General features: G+C 36.9%; 22 protein-coding genes and 2 pseudogenes. 7 read left to right on the top strand and 17 right to left on the bottom strand.

The genetic code is table 11. From position 1 onward, the window contains the following. Window positions 1-3,438, top strand: a 3,438-nt coding sequence (locus tag V3224_RS22840) for an AAA family ATPase (protein ID WP_334472886.1), incomplete at its 5' end; no start/stop codon positions are given. A gap of 70 nt (window positions 3,439-3,508) precedes the next feature. Here the strand turns inward: V3224_RS22840 and cspE are convergent. Next, window positions 3,509-3,724 (bottom strand): transcription antiterminator/RNA stability regulator CspE, encoded by a 216-nt coding sequence (cspE, locus tag V3224_RS22835; protein WP_334472885.1) that lies wholly within the window; start codon window positions 3,722-3,724, stop codon window positions 3,509-3,511. 303 nt (window positions 3,725-4,027) lie between these two features. On the opposite strand from cspE, the gene V3224_RS22830 reads away from it, so the two are divergent. Beyond that, the gene (locus V3224_RS22830) at window positions 4,028-4,516 is read left to right on the top strand and encodes an Hsp20 family protein (RefSeq protein WP_334472883.1); all 489 of its coding nucleotides are present in this window, start codon (window positions 4,028-4,030) and stop codon (window positions 4,514-4,516) included. 48 nt (window positions 4,517-4,564) lie between these two features. Here V3224_RS22830 and V3224_RS22825 read toward each other — a convergent pair whose 3' ends face one another. Beyond that, window positions 4,565-4,963 (bottom strand): relaxosome protein TraM, encoded by a 399-nt coding sequence (locus V3224_RS22825; protein WP_334472882.1) that lies wholly within the window; start codon window positions 4,961-4,963, stop codon window positions 4,565-4,567. Between the two features lie 502 nt (window positions 4,964-5,465). Here V3224_RS22825 and V3224_RS22820 point away from each other — a divergent pair. After that, window positions 5,466-5,936: a lytic transglycosylase domain-containing protein gene (locus V3224_RS22820; protein ID WP_334472880.1), complete on the top strand. Its 471-nt coding sequence runs from the start codon at window positions 5,466-5,468 to the stop codon at window positions 5,934-5,936. A gap of 37 nt (window positions 5,937-5,973) precedes the next feature. Continuing rightward, window positions 5,974-6,219 carry a DUF4282 domain-containing protein gene (locus V3224_RS30280; RefSeq protein WP_442891000.1) on the top strand — a complete coding sequence of 82 codons (246 nt, stop codon included), beginning with the start codon at window positions 5,974-5,976 and terminating at the stop codon, window positions 6,217-6,219. A gap of 57 nt (window positions 6,220-6,276) precedes the next feature. On the opposite strand, the gene V3224_RS22815 is transcribed toward V3224_RS30280, so the two are convergent. From V3224_RS22815 to V3224_RS22790, 7 genes and pseudogenes are all read right to left on the bottom strand, one after another. Beyond that, window positions 6,277-6,453, bottom strand: a complete 177-nt coding sequence (locus V3224_RS22815) for a Rop family plasmid primer RNA-binding protein (protein WP_334472878.1) — start codon at window positions 6,451-6,453, stop codon at window positions 6,277-6,279. 352 nt (window positions 6,454-6,805) lie between these two features. Beyond that, the gene (locus V3224_RS22810; protein ID WP_334472876.1) at window positions 6,806-7,396 is read right to left on the bottom strand and encodes a ProQ/FINO family protein; all 591 of its coding nucleotides are present in this window, start codon (window positions 7,394-7,396) and stop codon (window positions 6,806-6,808) included. A gap of 3 nt (window positions 7,397-7,399) precedes the next feature. Beyond that, window positions 7,400-8,329 (bottom strand): Rpn family recombination-promoting nuclease/putative transposase, encoded by a 930-nt coding sequence (locus V3224_RS22805; RefSeq protein WP_334472874.1) that lies wholly within the window; start codon window positions 8,327-8,329, stop codon window positions 7,400-7,402. 7 nt (window positions 8,330-8,336) lie between these two features. Next, entirely contained in the window at window positions 8,337-9,470 is a 1,134-nt protein-coding gene (locus V3224_RS22800; protein ID WP_334472873.1) for a hypothetical protein, read from the bottom strand. A 219-nt stretch (window positions 9,471-9,689) separates the two neighbouring features. Then, a complete protein-coding gene (locus V3224_RS30275) occupies window positions 9,690-9,890 on the bottom strand; it encodes a hypothetical protein (protein ID WP_442890910.1) in 201 nt (66 codons plus the stop codon). 617 nt (window positions 9,891-10,507) lie between these two features. After that, window positions 10,508-11,155, bottom strand: a pseudogene (locus tag V3224_RS30270) (DNA helicase); the annotation flags it as partial. A gap of 387 nt (window positions 11,156-11,542) precedes the next feature. After that, a complete protein-coding gene (locus V3224_RS22790) occupies window positions 11,543-11,815 on the bottom strand; it encodes an HU family DNA-binding protein (RefSeq protein WP_334472870.1) in 273 nt (90 codons plus the stop codon). 453 nt (window positions 11,816-12,268) lie between these two features. Between V3224_RS22790 and V3224_RS22785 the strand changes: the two genes are divergently transcribed. Both V3224_RS22785 and V3224_RS22780 read left to right on the top strand, forming a co-directional pair. Then, window positions 12,269-13,198 carry a replication initiator protein A gene (locus V3224_RS22785; protein WP_334472868.1) on the top strand — a complete coding sequence of 310 codons (930 nt, stop codon included), beginning with the start codon at window positions 12,269-12,271 and terminating at the stop codon, window positions 13,196-13,198. A 270-nt stretch (window positions 13,199-13,468) separates the two neighbouring features. Further along, complete coding sequence (locus tag V3224_RS22780; RefSeq protein ID WP_334472866.1) at window positions 13,469-13,762, top strand: helix-turn-helix domain-containing protein; 294 nt, start codon at window positions 13,469-13,471, stop codon at window positions 13,760-13,762. A gap of 462 nt (window positions 13,763-14,224) precedes the next feature. On the opposite strand, the gene V3224_RS22775 is transcribed toward V3224_RS22780, so the two are convergent. After that, on the bottom strand, window positions 14,225-14,353 hold the full coding sequence (locus V3224_RS22775; protein ID WP_334472864.1) for a hypothetical protein: 129 nt from the start codon (window positions 14,351-14,353) through the stop codon (window positions 14,225-14,227). A 197-nt stretch (window positions 14,354-14,550) separates the two neighbouring features. Continuing rightward, window positions 14,551-15,108: a cytosine permease gene (locus V3224_RS22770; RefSeq protein ID WP_334472862.1), complete on the bottom strand. Its 558-nt coding sequence runs from the start codon at window positions 15,106-15,108 to the stop codon at window positions 14,551-14,553. Between V3224_RS22770 and V3224_RS22765 the strand changes: the two genes are divergently transcribed. Continuing rightward, window positions 15,093-16,067, top strand: a complete 975-nt coding sequence (locus V3224_RS22765; RefSeq protein WP_334472813.1) for an IS701 family transposase — start codon at window positions 15,093-15,095, stop codon at window positions 16,065-16,067. The two genes, V3224_RS22770 and V3224_RS22765, sit on opposite strands and share 16 nt — an antisense overlap. Before the next feature lie 17 nt (window positions 16,068-16,084). On the opposite strand, the pseudogene V3224_RS22760 reads toward V3224_RS22765, so the two are convergent. From V3224_RS22760 to V3224_RS30265, 6 genes and pseudogenes are all read right to left on the bottom strand, one after another. Continuing rightward, a pseudogene (locus V3224_RS22760) lies at window positions 16,085-16,345 on the bottom strand (transposase); the annotation flags it as partial. A gap of 386 nt (window positions 16,346-16,731) precedes the next feature. After that, complete coding sequence (gene sctE / locus V3224_RS22755) at window positions 16,732-17,910, bottom strand: type III secretion system translocon subunit SctE (RefSeq protein ID WP_334472814.1); 1,179 nt, start codon at window positions 17,908-17,910, stop codon at window positions 16,732-16,734. 428 nt (window positions 17,911-18,338) lie between these two features. After that, a complete protein-coding gene (locus V3224_RS22750; protein WP_334472815.1) occupies window positions 18,339-18,566 on the bottom strand; it encodes a transcriptional regulator in 228 nt (75 codons plus the stop codon). A gap of 174 nt (window positions 18,567-18,740) precedes the next feature. Then, window positions 18,741-19,400 carry a type II secretion system protein GspD gene (locus V3224_RS22745; RefSeq protein ID WP_334472817.1) on the bottom strand — a complete coding sequence of 220 codons (660 nt, stop codon included), beginning with the start codon at window positions 19,398-19,400 and terminating at the stop codon, window positions 18,741-18,743. Window positions 19,401-19,409: 9 nt separating this feature from the next. Continuing rightward, window positions 19,410-19,937, bottom strand: coding sequence for a hypothetical protein (locus tag V3224_RS22740; RefSeq protein WP_334472818.1), 528 nt, complete (start codon window positions 19,935-19,937; stop codon window positions 19,410-19,412). Further along, window positions 19,934-20,320 carry a hypothetical protein gene (locus tag V3224_RS30265; RefSeq protein ID WP_334472820.1) on the bottom strand — a complete coding sequence of 129 codons (387 nt, stop codon included), beginning with the start codon at window positions 20,318-20,320 and terminating at the stop codon, window positions 19,934-19,936. Before V3224_RS30265 ends, V3224_RS22740 begins: the two co-directional genes overlap by 4 nt. Between the last annotated feature and the right edge of the window lie 8 nt (window positions 20,321-20,328).

The following is a 20,328-nucleotide window of genomic DNA, read 5'->3' as shown; positions in this document are numbered from 1 at the left end:
ATCGGGATTTACCAGTCTGAGCATTTACCCCTTAACAAAGTCGCCGCATTACTCAGTCGTTCCTATGCCGAGGGCGACACGATTATTGCATTGGATAGTGCCAGCCGTAAAAACAAAGGACTGACCAGTGAAATCGCCCGCGCACTCGGCACCGAACCGATTAACGCTTTTGAATCCAATGCCGATAAACATCTCTATTTTATCCCTGACCAGGACAAAACGAACAGAATACAGGTCGCCGCCAATCATTTTGCTAACCTTTATGCCTTAAATAAAGAGGTCATCATTCAGGCAGGGAATAGCCCAACAAAAGAAGCAATAACCACCCAAACCCGTGATATTTTAATCGAAAAAGGATTGCTGTCTGAAAATAAGATGGTAGTGACTACCAAAAAATCGATATTTTTAGATGCGGCAAACCGCAATCAGCGTAATACCTATAACGTCGGCATGATACTTGAGCGCACAACAGAAAATGACCGGCAGCAGTATCAGATAACACGCATTAGCAAACAAAGTAATAAACTTCTATTACAGGATAATGCGGGTAACACCTCTGCCCTCTCGATTAATAAAATCGATAGTCACTACCGTCTTTTTAAAGTGCAAGAGATAGAACTGCGAGAAGGCGATAGCGTGAAATCAACCGGTGTATTTGGTCAAAATATCCAGGCGGGCAAAACCTTTACGGTGACTGAGCTAAAAAAAGGCAATTTTTTATTTGCCGATAAAATTATTATGGAAGATGAGCATGGTAAAAAAGCGTCATTCACCCCAAAATCCGATAGCAAACTGGAATATCACTACTGTGAAGCGTTTGGCAATAGCCTTGATAAAAATCAAACTGTGATTGCGGTGTTTAACGAAAAAGAGGTCAATAATTCGACCATCAATCAGATAAGGCGCAGTGGAAAGAATATTATCGGCATCACTGGCTTGGATAACGAAAGTATCCAAAAACGGTTACAACAAAGTGAAATTAGCACCACCGTGCTCTCTGATATCCAGCAAGGTAATGAATCATTCATAGAAGCCGCCGATGTCGCTAAAAATAATGTCACCCCTGATATCCAGAAACAGCTAAACATCGCCATTGACCGGCGGACGAAATCAAATATAGTCTTTAATAGCATAGATGTCGCTGCTGATGCAGCAAAATCAAGTGATTTCTCGTTTGAGGACTGCCTGAAAGCCTTTAAAGAAAGGATAAAAAAAGGCGAAGTGAAATGGGAGGATGAAACAACGCACGAGTTTTATGGTCGCTTTATTCGCAAAGAAGATTTTGATAACGAAGTAAAAATACTCTCGCAGATTTTACAAGGTAAAAACAGTCAACTGCCGTTAATCCAAAATAACGAAAAACTGCATTTTACCGGATTAACCCAAGGCCAACAAAAAGCCGCCGAACTCGTTTTAACCTCAAAAGACCAGACAATCATGATACAAGGCTATGCCGGTGTCGGGAAAACCATCCAATTTAAAACAGTAGCACAAGCCCTTAACGATAATCGACCCGATGTTAATATCATAGGCCTCGCACCCACCCATAAAGCCGTCAATGAATTACAGGCCGCGGGAATAAAATCTCAAACCATCGCCAGCTTTCTGATGGAAAAGCACCAGAATAACCTCAAAACATCGTATAAAAATACCCTGTTTGTGATTGATGAAAGCTCGATGATTGGTAATAAAACCCTGGCTGAATTACTGGTTAACATCACGGATAATGCAGGGAGAGTCGTCCTCTCAGGGGATGCAAAACAGCTAAAAGCCTTCGAGCGAGGCGCCCCTTTTGCCCTCGCTTGGCAACGAAGTGCCGCCGATAAAGTGGTGATGGACGAAATCGTTAGACAGACACCCGAATTAAAACCCGCCATTGAAGCAATCATTGCCAGAAACACGCAAAAATCAATGGATATTATTCGCCAGGTTTCTCCTGACCGAGTAGCAAGAAATAGAGGTGCTTTTATCCCTGAAAGCTCAATCATCAACACCTTTGGTTCTTTCAGCAAAGGACGAAATAACGAAGATCATATCGACCTTGACAGAATGATTGTGAATGATTTTGTAGGCAGAACGAAAGAAGCCCGCGATAACACCGTGATTATCACGCCCCTTAATGCTGACCGGACTTTTTTAAATCGAAGTATCCATGCCGTGATGCAAAGTAAAGAAATACTGGGTAAATCAGCCCATATCCCTGTTTTACAACGCATTAACCATCAGGAAGCGGATTTAAAAGATACCCAATTTTGGCAAAACCAGTTGGGTCACGTCGCAAAAATCAATCAACACTATTTTGAGATAACAGAGGTTTCAAAAGAAGGCATTGTTAGTCTGATAAATAGGGAAAATAATCAGGAAAAATACCTGTCACCCCTTGAAGTTAATCCTGCCGTCGTCGCACTTTTTGAAGATAAAACCATTGAAGTCTCAGAGGGTGAAAAAATCCGCCTCACTACAACCGATAAAGACCGCAATATTGCCAATAACGACAGGGGCATGATAAAGCGGATTGAGGACGATAAGCTCTATATTGAGTTAAACAGCAAGCTCGTCACCTATCAACCCCAAAAGGAATACGCTGATAGACACCTGGATTACACCTATGCCATCACAAGCTATGCTTCACAAGGCGCTTCTTATCCGTATGTCATCGTCTATGAAAGCGCGCGTACCATAGCGGCAATGGATAATACCTATGTGGAATTATCCCGCGCAAAAGCGCACGTTCAGCTTTATTTACGGGATGGGGATAACTGGATGAAAAACCTGACAAAAAATTCCGGTGACAGATTAACCGCGCATGACATCCTGAACAAACAGGAAGACCAACTGGCTAGAAATGAAATCAGAATTTGGGATAACAGCAAAGAAATTAGCAACACGAAGTTGGCACAAAAGATAGACCAATCACTGGTTGAAGTCGCCAGATTTTCCCATCATAACCGACCTGAATTGTTATTACCTGTCACCAATGAACACGGCATTCAGCGGGCAAATCTCCATATTCCGGTTGGCGTTTATACTGGAAAAACAGACCTCGAAGAAGCCACTTACAAAGGTGCATCCGATGGCATCTATATTGTATTAAATAAGGGTAATGATGAGAACAGCATCAATCTTTATTCGTTATCACAATTTGATGAAGCCTTAAAAAATGATACCAAAGACCATTCGATTGTGATTGAACTGGATAATATCGCTAAAAATGAAATACCCGAAAGTTTACCGCAAGATAGAGAAATAGAAAAAATTAATGATAAGCAGGATATAACATTAGAATCGGCACTACTGCATGATGATGAGAAAATACCCGATATTCAACTCGAAGAAGAACCACCGAAACTGGAAAAAGAAAACGATGAAATGAATATTTCATATCATCATGAAGACGAACAAAAACAGAAAATTAAAGAAAAAGAGTATGGAGATTAATTTTTAATAGGTACTAAATGTGATTATCGCATGGTATAAAGATAACTATGCGATAATATAAATTAATGTACTAGCATAAGGCTATTACATTGATTGCCGAAGGTCCTTTATGACTACTTTCGATAGAAAAATTCACTTCCTGTCCTTCATAGAGCGTTTTATAATCATTACCCTGAATGGCAGAATAATGAACAAACACATCCTGACTGCCGTTTTTAGGTGAAATAAATCCAAAACCTTTATCCGCGTTAAACCACTTAACAATACCTGTATTGATGCTTGACATATAAGTTCCTTAATTTTGTTAATTAATCAAAAATCTCAAAGATTAACATGATTTTACTAATGGTATTTAATCAGAAGGAACTCATTAATGAAGAGAGGTATTGATATCGCTAAATTTTGAATTACTTAAAATTTTTTACTAATAAAAAGAGATTGTTAATCTCTAGAGAGAGATTTAATTAAGTCATACTTTTTTATCTAATGCAACCATTATTTTTCACAAAATAGTTATCAGACACTTGAAAATAAAGAGGCGAGTTCTTATTTTAAAAGTAAAGTTAATAAGCATAAAAAGGAGGACAATATGGCTTACCGTTCTTTTTCGCTTATTCCTATGCTCAATGATAACCTGTTATCGGATAGATTTACCCAAATGGATAAGCTATTTAGCCGAATAACTGACGAGAAGCCGTTGTCAGATATTCCGGCCTATAATTTATACCAAAAAGACAAAGAAAATCTAGAACTCACAGTAACGGTTCCTGGTTATAAACAACACGAGTTAGATATATCCGTACTGAATAATAAACTGACCATCAGAGGAAAAAGTGAATCGGAGAAAGAAGAAGAGAGTAATGATAGCAAAACTGAAAAATGGCTACATAAAGGTATTGAGAAAAAAGGCTTTTCGATGAGCTTCGACCTTGACCATCGCATCATAATCCAAAATGCCAACTTAGCCGATGGATTGCTAACATTAACCTTTAATTACGAAATACCGGAAGAAGAAAAACCACAAAAAATCGCTATTGGTCAAACGTCTCAACCAGAAGTTATTGAGCACAAAAAATAAATTTAAAAGCCCCTGAAGTTAGGGGCTTTTAAATAAAAAAGTGTTATTTTATTTTTTTCGGAAAAAATAATTAACTTTGTAATCCACTTCACTGAATTTTTTCTTTACTACATCGTAGCCATATTGATTCATCATTCGTTGATCGATATCTTGAGGTTTGGTATTAGCAAACTCAAACATAGAGTCAACTCTTAATTCGGTTTTAAGGACAGAATCAGCAATTAGAGCAAGTTTTTCATCCAAACTAATATCCTGATTACCACCATCTTCTCTTTTTTTCTTTAAAACTCTTGCACCGATTTTTAACATATCTAATGCGACAGCAGTACGATTTGCTGTCGATTTATTCTCGCCATCTTTTAATTTTTCATCAATTATTTCATCAATTAAATGCAAGATAGTGAAAGGGATTGTTAATGTCATTCGATGAATATTTTGTTCTTTCATAAAAACTTTTCCTAATTTTATAAAAACAAGACTAATTATTGTTTAATTTTTAACCTTTAAAAAACGCTTTAAAACATATTATAATATGTTTATTAGCATATAATGTAGAAAAACGCTAAAAATAAGCATTATTTAATGCATTTTATAATATGTTTATAAACATTTAATAATATTAAAATAAGCATACATTTAATATTTATTTTTTATTAACAATTAGTTAAATAAATACACTTATAATCACTTTAAAATATGTTTATAAACATTTGTTTTTTATGATTAAAAAATACGCATATTAAACATAAATAATTGAAATTAAATATAAAATTATGCAAAATTTATTTTGCAAGTGGTATGTGTAAGTTAGTGGTAGAAAACGCGGATTTGGTGAGGTAACATTGAGAGTCTTTATTGGAATTTCTTTAAAAAAAATTTTGCTTTATAGGGGCAACAATATGCCGAATTGTTCTTGATTTTGAATAAAGAGCTAGGTGATGAAAATTTAATGTGGCTTTTTTGCCTTGTTATCTCAAAATTATCGCTTGCCGATTGTTTTGATAAAGCGGGAAGTTATTATCAAATTGATCCCGATTATTTAAGAGCGATTGCCAGACAAGAATCAAACTTTAATCCCCATGCAAAAAACAAAAATAAAGATGGCTCGTTCGATTTAGGGGTGATACAAATTAATAGCAAAACCTTTAACGTAATTAAAAATGAATACCCTAAGTTAACGGAAAGTGATTTAATCAATTATCCTTGTTTAAACATTCATATTGGGGCAATGATTTTAAGTCGTAACTTTGCTCTCTACGGTAAAAATTGGTTAGCCGCTGGCATGTATAACGCGGGAATGAAAAATACCAATACATCAATTAAAAATCGTTACCACTATGCCAGAAAAATTTATCAACATTATCTGAAAATAAAAGCAGGAAAAATGAATGAGAATAAAATTTACGGGTCGCTGGAATAAACAAAGTCTTAAGAATACAATTTATTAATAAACTCAGATAAATAAAAAAGAGGAAATAATAATTTTTTATTGGCTTGGAATAATCGCTGTTTTATTTTCTGGCATTGCTGCTATTTTTACTGGTAGTCATTTAGATGGTTTTTTCTCAGGTTTGATAGATGGATTAAGCACAATTGTTATTGGCCTTATTGGTGTGCGGGTTTCTTGTGAATTAATTATTTTATTATTTAACATTTATGCCAAACTTAAAGAAATAGCTGAAAACACAAAAACAAAACCATAACAGAATTCATTTAACGATTAATGACGCCAACTAAGTCAATTTTTTCGTTGGTGTAATTTATTTATCCAGTGTTTGTTTTAAATTAAAATAAAGCGCTTCTGCCATGTAGTGCAAATCTTCGCACTCATCTGCACAACCATCCAAATTAAGCTGATTGAGCTTATCTAAGAGTATTAAAGTTTGGCTTTTGATAAAACCTGCCATATTTAAGGCTGTTAGCTCTTGTTTGGTCATCGCTTATTAAAAAAATTAAGTAAAATTAAAAAGAAAATGGATATAAGATTATTCTACCCGATGATAAGGATTTTTTCTTTTCCGGCGCTGCCTGTCAATCGCGTGGAGCTGTGCAACTCCGGTAAGTAAATCAGAAACAATTTTCGTATTTTGTCCATTAAGTCGATTACCCAATCCGCCCCAACGCTGAATAAGCAATAAATCACCAAATAAATCATAACAGAGTTCCGCTTCATATAGCTAAGCGACTTAAAAATGATTACAAATAATTGCTCTACATCATTAAATTTATATTGGATAAAATACCTATTTTTGTAATCAAAATAATGTCGCTTAGCTATACCAGCGAGCATCATTTTCCCAACGCCAGACTAACATAACCATCAACAGGTTGTTTATGCGATTTATTAAGTCTGGCCAAACGTTTTAGATTATCGTCAACATCTGCCTGGGAAACCTCTCCTACCACCTGACCGTTTTTGTCATAACGATTAGCCCCTAACTGGATAAGTGCACGATATTCGGCGTGATGTCCAATACTCCCTAAACAGGCTCTTAAACGCCTTCTCGCTATCGGTAAGCCCTTTTCTTTCACTTCCTGCCACATATCTTGCTGGATGCCAATTTTCATGGGACACAATTGATTTTCAGGAAATAAATTAGGCCAAATCGTGGTTATCTGGGAAATAGCCTTATCTAACAGCAATCGCTTTTTAGGTGGTATGGGTGGTTTTGGAATTTTAACCTTCACTTCCTGTTTAGGTTTTTCAACCAGCTTCTTGGGCTGCTGTTTTACTACCTTTTGGGGTTTCGGTTTTTTTGCCTGCTTTTTGGGCGCAGAATTCACCCAGACCTTTTTACGGTAAACTGAGTTACTTTGGGGCTGCTCTTCTTGTGAAGCCTTTCTAGGGCGATTGAGGCTTAATTTTTGGCGTTCTATCATCGTTTAATCTTTAAACAGGTTACTCATTTGAGTATCATTTAAACCTGTAGATTTCATCACAGATTGTCTATCCATACCACTTTCCAGTATTTGGCGCGCTATCTTCATCGAAGCCTGTTTTTCGCCCTTTTGCATCCCATTTTGTTCACCAATTTGAATACCCTTTTGAATACCTATTTCTTCAATTTGTTGAGCGATTGTCATAAGTGCCCCCTCGTGTTTTTCTGGTTGTTTGGCTATCTCAGTGATAAATTCCATTGGCTTTTTGGCGTTACCTTCTTGGATGAGATAATTAAACATGGTGATGACTTGATTATCAGTATAATAATTATACGACAGCAGTGTCACAATTTCATTCAGAAGCTCGGTCATATCCCTTCTGCGAATGTGCTTCTGGACTAATTCAAGCAACGCCATTCGTTTATGCTTCATAATTTCATCGTCTTCTAGCGTTGTCACATCGACGAGCTTAAACGGTTTTGTGTATATTTTTTCAGCAATATCTCGCCCACTAAAACAGTCCAACCAATTCGTGCTATAGGGATGAGGGTTTTGTTCACAGGTATAAAACAGAATAGGGAAAACTAACGGTAATTCCTTGTGTCCAGCGTCTAAATGTTTTTGCATCGCAGACATGCTATAGCGCATGAGTCGCCATGCAATGAGTTTGTCTGGCGTAGATTGCGCTTCAATTAATACATAGATATATCCGCTTCCCTTAGCGGTGCTGACTGAGTAAAGAATATCACTCTGGTAATTTTTCATCTCACTATCGATAAAAGAGCTTGATTCTACTTTGAGGCTATTTAAATCACAAAGTGATTTAATCTCATCAGGTAGCCAAATGTCGAAAAAATCTTTCGCAGTCTCTTTTTCACTTAAAAACTGGCGAAATACAGCATCATGGGGTGTTGGGGTAAATTTTCTAGTCATTTAAGATTTAAGCGTACTTTCTAACATGCCGATATCCTAATGGATAGTTTTTACTATTCTCTAAAATAAAATTATCTATTTCTTTGAGTAATTCTGATTTATCAATATTTTTTTTATCTACTTTTGCGTAAATATCACCATTTATTGGTCCTTTATAATATTTATTAGATGAGGTTTCTGATGAATTAAATTGCATATCTTCATAAATAGGTTCGTTTGGTTCTGAATAAAGATGTTGATTATGGAGTTCATCAGAATTAAGAAATCTTTCTTTAAAAGGATTTTGATATAATCGAATAACTAGACTATTAAATTCCTCCGCTAAAAATTTTATTACCTCTTTTTTTGCTTTTTTCTCAATTTCATGTAAGTGGATATAGGCTTCATAAAGCCATTCTTTAGGTGTCCGGCGTGTGTCAAAAACTTCATTCACATCTATATATTTTTGGGCTGAGTTATTGTAATAATCGAAGCATTTCATTTGTAACGAAACCCATTCCTGAATAATGCGTTGTTCTTGTACCATTTTTTCTTTTGTAAAATCGTTTAATAAATTCAAGTGCAAATTTCTTTTATTTAAAAAATAAATTTCTTTAGTTGGAGCTAAAATACCTTTCATTTCACCATTAGGCATATAACGTATTTTATCTAAAGCATTAAAAACATTTTCACCATTCTTAATATTGTTGGTCTCTAAGAATCCATTTTCATTGGTTAAGGCTGATTCTTTGATAGCACAAATATCTTTTTTTATATTTTTTTCTCCATACACCAATTGATGTTCATCAATTACTCCAGTTATAGAAAAGGTAAAAATCCAGTTTTCTTTTTCTTCTTGTTTTATAAACAATTGGAATTTATCTTTATAAGCGGGACATACCATTTCACTAAGCTTATAAAAAGAAACTATTTTTTTAAAAATTTCTTGATTACTTAAATTATCATTATTGTGAGTTAACTCGTAAATGTGCTTCAATGCTTCACTTGTGTTGGTTCCACAAAACCAATCTTTAATTTTTTCCCATATTCCAACATATGCAGCTTCTTCCTTTGATGAACTATTAATAGCGCGTTGAACAGATTCATGGCTTAGTGTCCTATTGAATAGGAATGGAGAATTACCTTGAATAGAGAGTGGCATAATCGCTCCTTTTTGTCTTAAATTTATTTTTATTATTACAAACAAACCCGCTATATTAAATACGCTATTTATTCATTACATTTCATACATCATAATCCAGCCATACAAAAACGCACCCTATCTTCTCAGGTGCGTCTATTTTTTGTTACTGGCATATCTGGCTAATCACAGGAAAATGGCTCACAATCGATTACAAGCGTTTCTAGAGGTATTTCTGAATTAAACTTGTGCCGTTTTTTCATTCTCAGCAACGTTGGCCAGAATATTTACCAACAATTTGTTGATGATAAGTGTTTTCTTCGCTCGGGTCGCTGAGACATACAGCAAATTGATTTCATCTCTAAAGGCTGCTTTGTCCATATTAGGGTCAAAGAGATTATTCGGAAAGTCATTATTGATTTCGACAATGTCCCATTCCAATCCCTTGCTCGGTGGGCAGTGGTAACGGTAATACTGGCTTCATCTTCAGTGTCTACCGTTCGTTTACGTAAAACCTCCACTTTCTTTGGTAATGGCGTAAATTTTTCAATGATTTTGATAGATTGCAACATTTCCTGGTCACCACTGGCATTCGCCATCTGTTTATAATTCGCATAATTACGATATTCCGTGTAAAGCCGTTGGTTACTCATCTTCTTTCGTTTACCGAGTGAAAACCAGTGAAGGTTAATTAATTCATCGATACGATAAGCATCAATTCCATTGACCCAATAGATGGTCGCTTTTTTGCTACTGGCTTCCAGCGCTGAACCAATTACGCCTGCTACCGTTCGACTGAGGATGCCGCGGTGAGGAAAACCTTGCTTAGGGATATCAATTAGGATTTCATCTTTTTCACCTCTGCCAACCACCTGATGCGTTTCACCGTTCATTGTCAGTAATGCATTCGCCATATCGGCAATACAGGCACCAAAGCGAAAGCTATGGGTTAACCAGAGCCGGTCAGCATCACTAAGCGAAGGGGCATTTAATGCATCGACCGCCCCTCGAAAACGATAAATCTGTTGATGGGCATCACCCACCATCATTAACTTCGTGGTTTGACGAAACACAATATCGTGAGTAACCGGATTGGCGTCCTGCGCTTCATCAAACAAAATAACATCAAAACGATGAGAAAGGTTAGGTTGGGAGAGCTGGTACAGCTTCAAATACATATCATGAATAACGGGGAAATTATCAGCAAGGTGAATCATCCGATGCCAGAGTTGTTCACTTTGTCTGACGACATCATGAGCGGTAAATGATTTTTTAACTTCCCCCATCAATATTGATGGACAGTGGCGTAACATAATCTGACTATCCACACTGCACATAAAATTCTTTAAGGCGTCCTGAATCGCTTTTACGTATACCCAGTCATCACTCTGAGTAGCATTAGCAATATCCAAAAGCCGCAGAGAATGGGTTAATCGATTAGCATAATTTCTACCAAAACCAGGCCATGCCAGTTGATGGGATGTTTTACAAAGCACATTAGCGGGAAATTTTTCGTCTGCTTCTTCCCTCACTGAGCAATTAAACGCGATGTAGAGCATCCGGAGTTCGGGATGCTTTTCGGCATATTTCACTAAGGTTGAAGTTTTTCCTGTTCCGGCAAAAGCATTAACAACGAGCTTCTCGCCCTGCCAGTCAATGACGGCTTGTTGTTCTGGCGTTGGATTTATCAAAATCTTCTCCTGCATAACTCAATGCTATGAGTTTACCAGAAATTGATTGAATAGGTGTTTTAGGGAAATTTGTGCAGTTTTGATACTGCGTTTGACGTTAGCATTAAAGTTAAAACGCCCGATAACACATTTTAAGAACCGATAAAATCTTTGTTGTACGAATATTACGTTTTTATCGAGAAAGTTGCTCAGAATCGATTACAGCGCGTTTTAGTGATGGTTATGACGGGTGTTTCTGTTTTAATTTTCAAAAATGATTAGATTTAACGATTTTCAGTTTCTGATAGGTGATTTTGCTGTACAAAAACGTTCGGTTTCGGGCACGCCACAAAACACCTGTACAAAAATAGGGAAATTATGTTCCGTACAGGTGTTTTAATTCGTACATCAATTTCGGTCATTTTATTTGACCACTTCTTTCAACGTTTTACCCGCTTTAAAACTGGGTACGTTTGCAGCAGCAATCTGTATGACCTTGCCTGTTTGTGGATTGCATCCTTCCCTTGCTGCTCTTGGCTTAACTTGAAAGCTACCAAAACCAACAAGTTGAATTTCATCTCCTGCCTTTAGCGCTTCTGTCACAGTTTCGATGAAAGCGTTCAGTGCCTTTTCCGAATCCTTTTTGGTTAAGTCGGCTTTTTCAGCAATTTGATTAATGAGTTCTGTTTTGTTCATTATGTACCTGAATTAATAAATACGTTAATCCTAGTGATGCTAGCGGTAGTAATTGAATAGTGCAATGTTTCAGTGTTAATTAACCCAAAAAATCTTTTTAATTAAATCTTCTACGCTCGCCGAAAGTCTGTGACCGAGCGAAGCGAGTGAGCAGACGAGGAAGCGGAATATCACAATTGCAAAAAAGAAATACGGTCACTCAGTAGTAACATATTTTTCGGTTAGAGTTTTATTGGATAAAAAGTTATCCACAGGTCAGCCTCGCGCGCGTAGTTAATAGTTAAAGGCCAAAAAACATGGTGTAACGATTTGATTATACTAAGAAAAAAATCGCCTTTGTCCGTAAATCCCATTATTTTATGGTGTCCGTAAATCCCAAAATCCAAGCGGTTGAAATATTTGGGTACTTCAACCGCTCTAACCAACAATCCTAAACACTCTAGGAAATAGGCTATGGCTGATCATACAAAGAAAATAGGAAAACGCAATTTGAAAACATTACGCCCTTATAAACATAAGCAACTGGAGTTTTTTATTGCCGATGAGTTTAATATTTCAACCTTTCGGGATGAAATTGCCAGCATGGATCATCCATTTTTTGCTTTGAAAGGCGGCGATACGAAAGATAGGGAATATAGAAATGGGAATGTCACTGTAATAGTAAGATCTAATTCACTTGGATTAGCTACTATTTTTGATAAAGATATTTGGATCTATGCTATTTCAAAATTGCAAGAAGCGATTAATAATAATCAACCAATAAGCCGAACTATTGCTTTTACTCCGTATGATTTTTTTGTCATGACTAATCGAGAAATAGGCGGAAGAACTTATAAAGAGTTAGAAAAATCATTATCACGCCTTAAAGGAACAACAATTAAAACCAATATTATTTATTCGGAAGAAGAACAGGAAACAATTGAATTTGGACTAATAGATAGTTGGAGGATTGTTGAAAAACAAAAAGGTAAACTTGAAATTGGAATGGTTGAAGTAACTTTACCAGATTGGCTTTATCAGGCCATAACAAAAACTAAAGTGTTACAAATTAGTCCCGACTACTTCCGTATTCGTAAAGCAATCGATAGACGTTTGTATGAAATTGCCCGTAAACATTGTGGTAATCAGCATGAATTTACTATTTGTCTTGATAAGCTTCACCGAAAAACCGGTTCTTCGAGAGAACTCAGGAAGTTTAGATTTGATATAAAGCAACTCATTAAGGTTAATGATCTTCCTGATTATGAAATATTTTTAGACACATCAACCGATAAAGTGATCTTCAAGAGTAGGAATCAAAATACCCCACAAGCAGAAGCTTCGAGGAAGCGAGAAAAAGGGAAAAAAGAAGCACGAGTTTCGCACGGGAATATAAAATTCTAGAAATGGCTTCAAAACTATGATTAACCTGTAACTTACTAAAACATATAAATTTATTTAAATTACAATAAGTTGTTTTTAATTTATGAGATTTTTTCTATTTATATATTATGCTGAATTAAACTTAAAAATAGAGCGTTTTTTTATTGGTGCGAAACTCGTGATTATATTCCTTCCCAACTACTGCCTTCGGGTTGTCAGGTCATTAGCGTTTAAGACTCGTCGTCAGAGAGATGTGCTCTGACGGTTACGCTAACTCGACAGGAGGAAGTAATGAGAAAATTAAGTGATGCCGATTTTGCATTTTATGCTGAGATATTCCCATATCTATCATGGAAAGAAGTTAAGGTGCTTTCTCTTTACTGTAATGGGTGGAATAGAAATAAAGTTGCATTGTACTTAAATATATCAGTTAGCACAGTTAAATCACATTTAAGTAATGCTATGGAAAAAATTAATGTTGATAGTAATTCAGAATTGAAGCCAATGTTTTTCTTTATCGTCAATGGACATAAAAGCTGTTCATGCTGCTGTTGTCATTGTCGCCGTTTTCATTGCTATAAATAAATTAACCGTTAACTAGATATAAGCTATCAACGCATAAATTGCTTTGGTAGCTTTTCTTTTTGGCACGAGTTTCGCACAGGCATATAAAGTTCTAGAAATGGCTTAAAAGCAATGGTTAATCTGTAAGTTACTAAAACACATAAATTTTATTAAATTACAATAATTTGTATTTAATTTATAAGGTTTTGTCTATTTATATATCATGCTGAATTAAACTTAAAAATAGCGCGTTTTTTTATTGGTGCGAAACTCGTGTTTGGTTAAAACTTAACCAAAAAATCATCCTTTGGCCGATGCCCGACCCCAAAATTTTCTGTCATCATCTTTCCTTACCCACGTTTTCCGGGTGACCTGATTCTGAAAACATCCAGTGTTGGTAGAGCTGCCTGTTATCTGAATGGTTGCGCCTGCTCTTTAACAAATCGGTATCGGCGATCCGTAGTATGGCGGAAAACGATGTAGTCATGCTGCATGACTCGTTATTTCGCTGCTAAAAATTAGCGACGGAATAACGGGTTGATCGCCGGTAGCCTTGATTTTTGCCATCAAGGCGGAGCTTATAACGCTTTCTGGATGGACGTATGCCGACACAGGTGTACACCCACGTTAAGTGGTTTTTTGTTTTATACACGAGTTTCGCACCAATAAAAAAACGCGCTATTTTTAAGTTTAATTCAGCATGATATATAAATAGACAAAACCTTATAAATTAAATACAAATTATTGTAATTTAATAAAATTTATGTGTTTTAGTAACTTGCAGATTAACCATTGCTTTTAAGCCATTTCTAGAACTTTATATGCCTGTGCGAAACTCGTGTTATATTGTAGTCCTGTATTTTCATTAAAATACAATAAGCTATTGCAGCCACGAAAATAGAGTTTAAGGAGGGGATGCCAAATTTTAATACTACACCAACAATAGTGCCTAGAATACAGGCAATGATAGGCGTCGATGAATCGTCAGGTAATAATCCTTGTTCTCTGGTTTTATCTAACAACTTTCTACTTGTCTTCAAAATATAATAATCAACCAACATCACACCAGCTATTGGTGGGAAAATTACGCCCATCATGGAAAGGAAATCAACGAAATGATTTAATATACCCATCATAGATAACAAAGTGCCCGTTAGTCCTATATAAATGGTTAGTTTAAAATAATCCCATTTTTTACCAGTAAGAATCTCTAGTGAGTTAGCTAATCCTAGTGATGATGTATACAAGTTAATGTCATTGACTTTAACGACAGACAGAATAACACGAGTTTCGCAATCTCCAAAAAAGAAGTATAAATTTAAAAACAAGAAAAAATCAGGGTGTTCATATTTTGTCGGGTTATCCATGTATTAAAGATATCTATAAAACATTCTTACAAGTAAGCAGTTTAAGATACTCTGGTTTAGCGTTATCAGAAGTAAGCCCATCGCCTTTATCTCATGACACTGTTAGCCGATGGCTAAAAAGTAGATGTTTTAGACCTAAAGACCTATGGCGATTAGTTGAACCTTCTATAGACAAAAAAAGCCCTTGCGTACTAATTGCCGATGATACATTGATTGCCAAAACACGTAGTAAAAAAATAGAGATGGTCCATTATCAATATTCAGGTAATGAACATGAGGTTATTGCTGGCATAGGTTTAGTTAATTTGCTTTGGCATGATCTGACGAAGGTTGAATCAATTCCTATCAATTATCGTATTTATGATAAAGATTCTGATGGAAAAACAAAAAACACGCACTTTTCCGAAATGCTCACTCTTGCTAAAAAAAGAGGGATCATGCCAGAAGCGGTAGTGATGGATGCTTGGTATTCTAGCCTGGATAACCTGAAATCAATTCGCTCTCATGGTTGGATCTGGGTAACCACGCTGAGGAAAAATAGGATTGTTAACCATAACAAACAACTGAACAAGTTAGACATCTCAGAAGAAGGAACGTCAATACACTTGCGAGGATATGGTTGGGTAACCGTTTTCAAATTTACAACCAAAAACGGCCGTATTGATTACATAGTAACAAACAAAGAGAATCCCACCCGTCAATACCTCAAATCTATCATGGATGCCCGTTGGTCTGTTGAAGTTTATCATCGAGAAGTTAAACAAAACTGTGGTATTGAACGCTGTCAGGCTCGCACGAGCCGAGCGCAAAGAAATCATATTTTTCTCGCTATTTCTGCGTGGTTTGAACAACATAAACGTCGTATATCTGAAAAAATAACCCTTTATCAACAAAATTGGGACGTAATCAAAAGTGCTATTACTGAGCAAATCCGTGTTTTATTAGCTTACCCAAATTAGTTTTGTGCGAAACTCGTGGAACCGTCACGATCGCGCGGAGTGCGTAGTTCCAGAGGACCATCGCCGGTGGTAACGGTCTTTGTGGAATAGCTGTTGCGGGAGTTGGCACCCGGTTTGGGCTGATTTTTATCGTAGCCCAGATGGTGGGACATTTCGGCGTTGAGAGTCGCCTCAACGCTGATTTTCTTCAGCAGACGATCGAACTGGCTGAGATCGTCAGGGGTTTTGAGATTTTTGGCCAATTTATTAGCCAGAGCCTGCAATTGTTTTTCGTCCATAAATTAACCTTCATTTGATGCTGGATTGAACATATCAAAATCAGGCAATTACACAAATTTATGTACAGGCTCTTGTGCGAACCTTAATGGTATATTATGGAATATTAATCTAGGAATAATCATTTTATTGATTTGGTGTGAAATTAAAAAACAAACAAAATATCGCTAAACGATTCGCTTTTCTTCGACCCTCAAACTACTCAGTCGCTTTATTTATCGTAAAAAGATGGCTTAGCAGGAGCGCTAACGCGGGGGTTCCTTGCTACCCGATAAGTCCCCCCTGGCTTCGGCGGTTTTGCAGTCGGTTATCTTTGCGATTTCAATCTGCCGCCTTCCATGTCCTGACGGACATTTTAAAAATATTTGTTACTAAGAAAACTAAATTACTAAACAATCGAGCTAGCAATACGTGCCTGTAACATCCCTGTCTCACTTATGTTTTTACTAGCGCCTTCCAAACTATCGGCTTGCTTATCTACAAGATTTTTAAGCGTTTTTTGTTGCTGTTCTTTCATTTTATCATACCAGTCAAAACAAAATTCAAAGAAATTCTGCTCAAGCATTAACTCTTCAATCTCTTTTTGAAGTCCAGCTTTATCTAAATAAATACTCCCTTTAGCAATAGCTAGACCACCATTAGTCACGTCATTCAAAATGGTAGCACCTGCTTCTATAGCGTTTTTAGGTGATTTAAGTTTTGTAATATAAGGCATTATTTCACGAACAAACATCTCATAAAATTTCTCAGCGAGTGCCTTCATTGCTTTAAAACCTTCCTTTATTGAGTTCTTTAAAACTGCTTGAGTTAATTGGGGGATCATCTCTGTTAAAATAATTTGTGTTCCTTTCATGATCCCTCTACCCAACGTTACTAATGCTCCAGCTTTGCAAACATCTAAAATAACTGCACCAACTTCAAGTACTGTTTGCACGTAAAATGCTGCATCAGCAACTTTTTGCCACATTTCTTTATCACCTATACCAAAATATATTGCTGTTTCAGCAATAGCTTTGACTATACCTGCCACACCAGCGGCGATATAAACTGGACCTGCGGGTTGTCCAAGAAAAGTCAACACCGCGCCATAAGCTATTTCAGCCACACCAACTACCCAATCGAAAAGAACTAACCATTTATTTTTTTCGGATTGCTCAATTTTTTTTACCAATTCTTCTTGAAACGCCTTAACGTTTTGATCACGTAAAAACGCTTGAGTATCCGTCATCAATTTACTGGCCTTAGCGACTGAATTTGCCGTATCACCGAATATCTCTAAACTAAGGGTTGATGAGAGTAAAAATAAATCGTTAATTGACACTTTCTCGATATTTTTTAGAGTCAGATTCTCTGTGTTGTGGAAAACAGTTAACACCCTTCCTAAAGCCTCGTCTGCCTGCTGATAGGTGATTTTCCCGGTTTTTTTCTCACCTACCATATTTAATAATATTTCATGCGGTATAGGAGATTGCGGTAACGGTGATTTAATAACAGGAGCATTATTAATAATATTGAGATCTTGTCTTTCTGATGAGGGAATAGGTGAAAAAACATTTATATTATTCATGAAATAATATTCCTATTAATTTAAGTTAATTTTTATTTTAATTGTACTTATTGATATTTAATATCAGGTATTATACTCAAAACTTACGATCGGTATAATCACAACCCCCGATTTACGTACTGCAACACCATTGTATATATACCAACTGATAATAACCTATACCTGTTCTGGGATTTTTTAATTGTGGGGAAGCAGAAATAAAAAAATCCCGCCATGAAGAAGCGGGTTTCCCTGATGTTGGTGTGATGCGACTCAAAATCAGAAGTGGCGGTATTTCATAATTGATTTTAGAAGTTATGACCTAATACCGCATTGATATTATCTCATCGAATAAAATACCCTAGGTGCGTTTAACGCACCTATATTGACCGCCTTTTTTATGTCTTCCGAATACCTTGCTGGCAATCATACAAAGCAAATAACATCAATCAAACATGAAATACCGTTAATAATCCGGTTAATGACGCTGGCTCAAATTTCATTCTGGCTTCCGTTATCGTCTGTCTCACCACTTTATAAGCTACTGAACGCAATACGGAGATTTCCTTTTGCGGAATACCAAAAGCAAATAACAATGCCATTTCAAACTGCACTGGGGTTAATTCAGGAAAAAGATTGCGTAATTCCGGATATTGAGTAGGATCGAACACAGTCATATAGACCTCCAAGTTAGGTTTATGTGATAGCTGTATAGTCAGATCGGAATTCTGGCTATACAGCGCTAAAAAACAACTTAACGCTTAACAAACAACATGTAATACACCAAAACCGACATTTTATTCTCTTATCGGCTACGTCGGTTCGCCTCTTCAGACAGACCGCGTTCCTTGCTAACGCTGTGGTACGATATCGGTTTTATTATTTTCTGCCGACGCCCCCGTAAACCAGCCCTTCGGCAAAAATGAAAATCCGGTATCGGCTTCGGTCACTTTATTTTCAGCCAAACCACCTAATAAGATAATATCACCATCAGCAACGCTCACTTGCGTATTGACCTGACGTTTAATCAAGGTTGGACTGTTATTCACGCCCGTCTCAGTTTTGACAAAATTTGATAATTGCTGGTCAATGGTTAAATCAACACCCTGTTGCCGGATTTGCGGACTTACATTTAAGATAACCCCACTGGAACGATATTCTATCGACTGAACAGGCTTATTATCGGCATAACTTACCTTACCTAACACAGGTACATCAGAGCCGACAGAAAATGATGCTTGCGCCCCATTTTTCACCCGTAGTCTGGGCGAACTCACCACATGAAAACGGCTATCAGTCCGGAACAATTCATATAACGCATCTAATGAACCTAAATTAAAGCGAATAAAATTATCAAATCCTGTCTCTTTACCGATACCAACATTAAATTTACCGGAAACCAATTTGGCAGCCAATGCCAAACCTGACCCATTACGTTCAGCGGTTTGCACTTCAAAAACATAGGCAGGAACGACAACCTCATCCGTCACGGTATCGATTTTAGGTAACAATACTTTTAATCAGGCAATATCGGCTTTAGTACCATAATAAACCAGTACATCGCCTGTCCGGTTCAGGAAATCCGAAGCCGTCCCCGCCACGGCTTTTTCTGGTGCGGTTTGCCCCACTGAAATACCACTACGAGGCGAATTAAAATTACCGTCAAACTGGCTGCGTAATAAATCCGATAAATACTCTACTGAGCGATAACGGGGCTGATAGACATAGGTTTCCCTGAGTACTATGGGTGTTTTTGGCGTAAAAGAAACTAAATAATCAATCCCATTACGTTCATGAATGGCAATCTGTAAATTATTCAAATAACGCTTAATGAAAGCCCGTTCATCAATTTCTGGCGTAATACGAAAAGTCACTTTACGAGGGTCATTGATTAATTCTGGCGATAACATAAACGGACGTTCAAAAACCTGTCGATAAATCACATTCAACGCTTGCGGTAAGGGCACATTATCCAGTTCCATCATCACGCCTTTAGCCATTAACAAGGGACTTACCGTTAACAACACCCCTATCCATGCCCTTTTCATTTCATGCCTCCCGAATAGGTTGTGACAACGTCACCGTCAATGTTGCCCGTCATCCGCAAACCATAAAAACGAAACTGCGATAACGGCTCAAGCCGAATTTGCCCCTGCTGATTAAGTAACACCACCCATGCTTGCCCTCGCTGACTAATCTTGCCAGCAATACGCCATTGAGCCGATAAATTTTGTGGCGACGGATTTTGATGTGATTTTTGGGTAGTCTTTGATTTATCAACTGATTCAGAGACAGGCTGATTTTTGGGCGTTATCCCGTTACCACCAAAAAATTGATAAAGAAAATAAACGGAGGCTATGACCAGCAACAACAGTCCTAATGTTAATAACCAGAATTTAGATTGATTAAAAATACTCTGGCGCTTATCCACCACCTGCT

Origin of the sequence: Arsenophonus sp. PmNCSU2021_1, assembly GCF_036919435.1 — a bacterium.
GTDB classification, from domain to species: Bacteria; Pseudomonadota; Gammaproteobacteria; order Enterobacterales; family Enterobacteriaceae; genus Arsenophonus; species Arsenophonus nilaparvatae.
This window is presented reverse-complemented; position numbering and strand designations above follow the sequence as displayed.

Bases quoted from the DNA above. Each gene is read 5' to 3' on its own strand.
- cspE (WP_334472885.1), bottom strand. From the start codon at position 3,724: ATGTCAAGCATCAATACAGGTATTGTTAAGTGGTTTAACGCGGATAAA.
- V3224_RS22830 (WP_334472883.1), top strand. From the start codon at position 4,028: ATGGCTTACCGTTCTTTTTCGCTTATTCCTATGCTCAATGATAACCTG.
- V3224_RS22825 (WP_334472882.1), bottom strand. From the start codon at position 4,963: ATGAAAGAACAAAATATTCATCGAATGACATTAACAATCCCTTTCACT.
- V3224_RS22820 (WP_334472880.1), top strand. From the start codon at position 5,466: ATGTGGCTTTTTTGCCTTGTTATCTCAAAATTATCGCTTGCCGATTGT.
- V3224_RS22815 (WP_334472878.1), bottom strand. From the start codon at position 6,453: ATGACCAAACAAGAGCTAACAGCCTTAAATATGGCAGGTTTTATCAAA.
- V3224_RS22810 (WP_334472876.1), bottom strand. From the start codon at position 7,396: ATGATAGAACGCCAAAAATTAAGCCTCAATCGCCCTAGAAAGGCTTCA.
- V3224_RS22805 (WP_334472874.1), bottom strand. From the start codon at position 8,329: ATGACTAGAAAATTTACCCCAACACCCCATGATGCTGTATTTCGCCAG.
- V3224_RS22800 (WP_334472873.1), bottom strand. From the start codon at position 9,470: ATGCCACTCTCTATTCAAGGTAATTCTCCATTCCTATTCAATAGGACA.
- V3224_RS22790 (WP_334472870.1), bottom strand. From the start codon at position 11,815: ATGAACAAAACAGAACTCATTAATCAAATTGCTGAAAAAGCCGACTTA.
- V3224_RS22785 (WP_334472868.1), top strand. From the start codon at position 12,269: ATGGCTGATCATACAAAGAAAATAGGAAAACGCAATTTGAAAACATTA.
- V3224_RS22780 (WP_334472866.1), top strand. From the start codon at position 13,469: ATGAGAAAATTAAGTGATGCCGATTTTGCATTTTATGCTGAGATATTC.
- V3224_RS22770 (WP_334472862.1), bottom strand. From the start codon at position 15,108: ATGGATAACCCGACAAAATATGAACACCCTGATTTTTTCTTGTTTTTA.
- sctE (WP_334472814.1), bottom strand. From the start codon at position 17,910: ATGAATAATATAAATGTTTTTTCACCTATTCCCTCATCAGAAAGACAA.
- V3224_RS22750 (WP_334472815.1), bottom strand. From the start codon at position 18,566: ATGACTGTGTTCGATCCTACTCAATATCCGGAATTACGCAATCTTTTT.
- V3224_RS22740 (WP_334472818.1), bottom strand. From the start codon at position 19,937: ATGAAAAGGGCATGGATAGGGGTGTTGTTAACGGTAAGTCCCTTGTTA.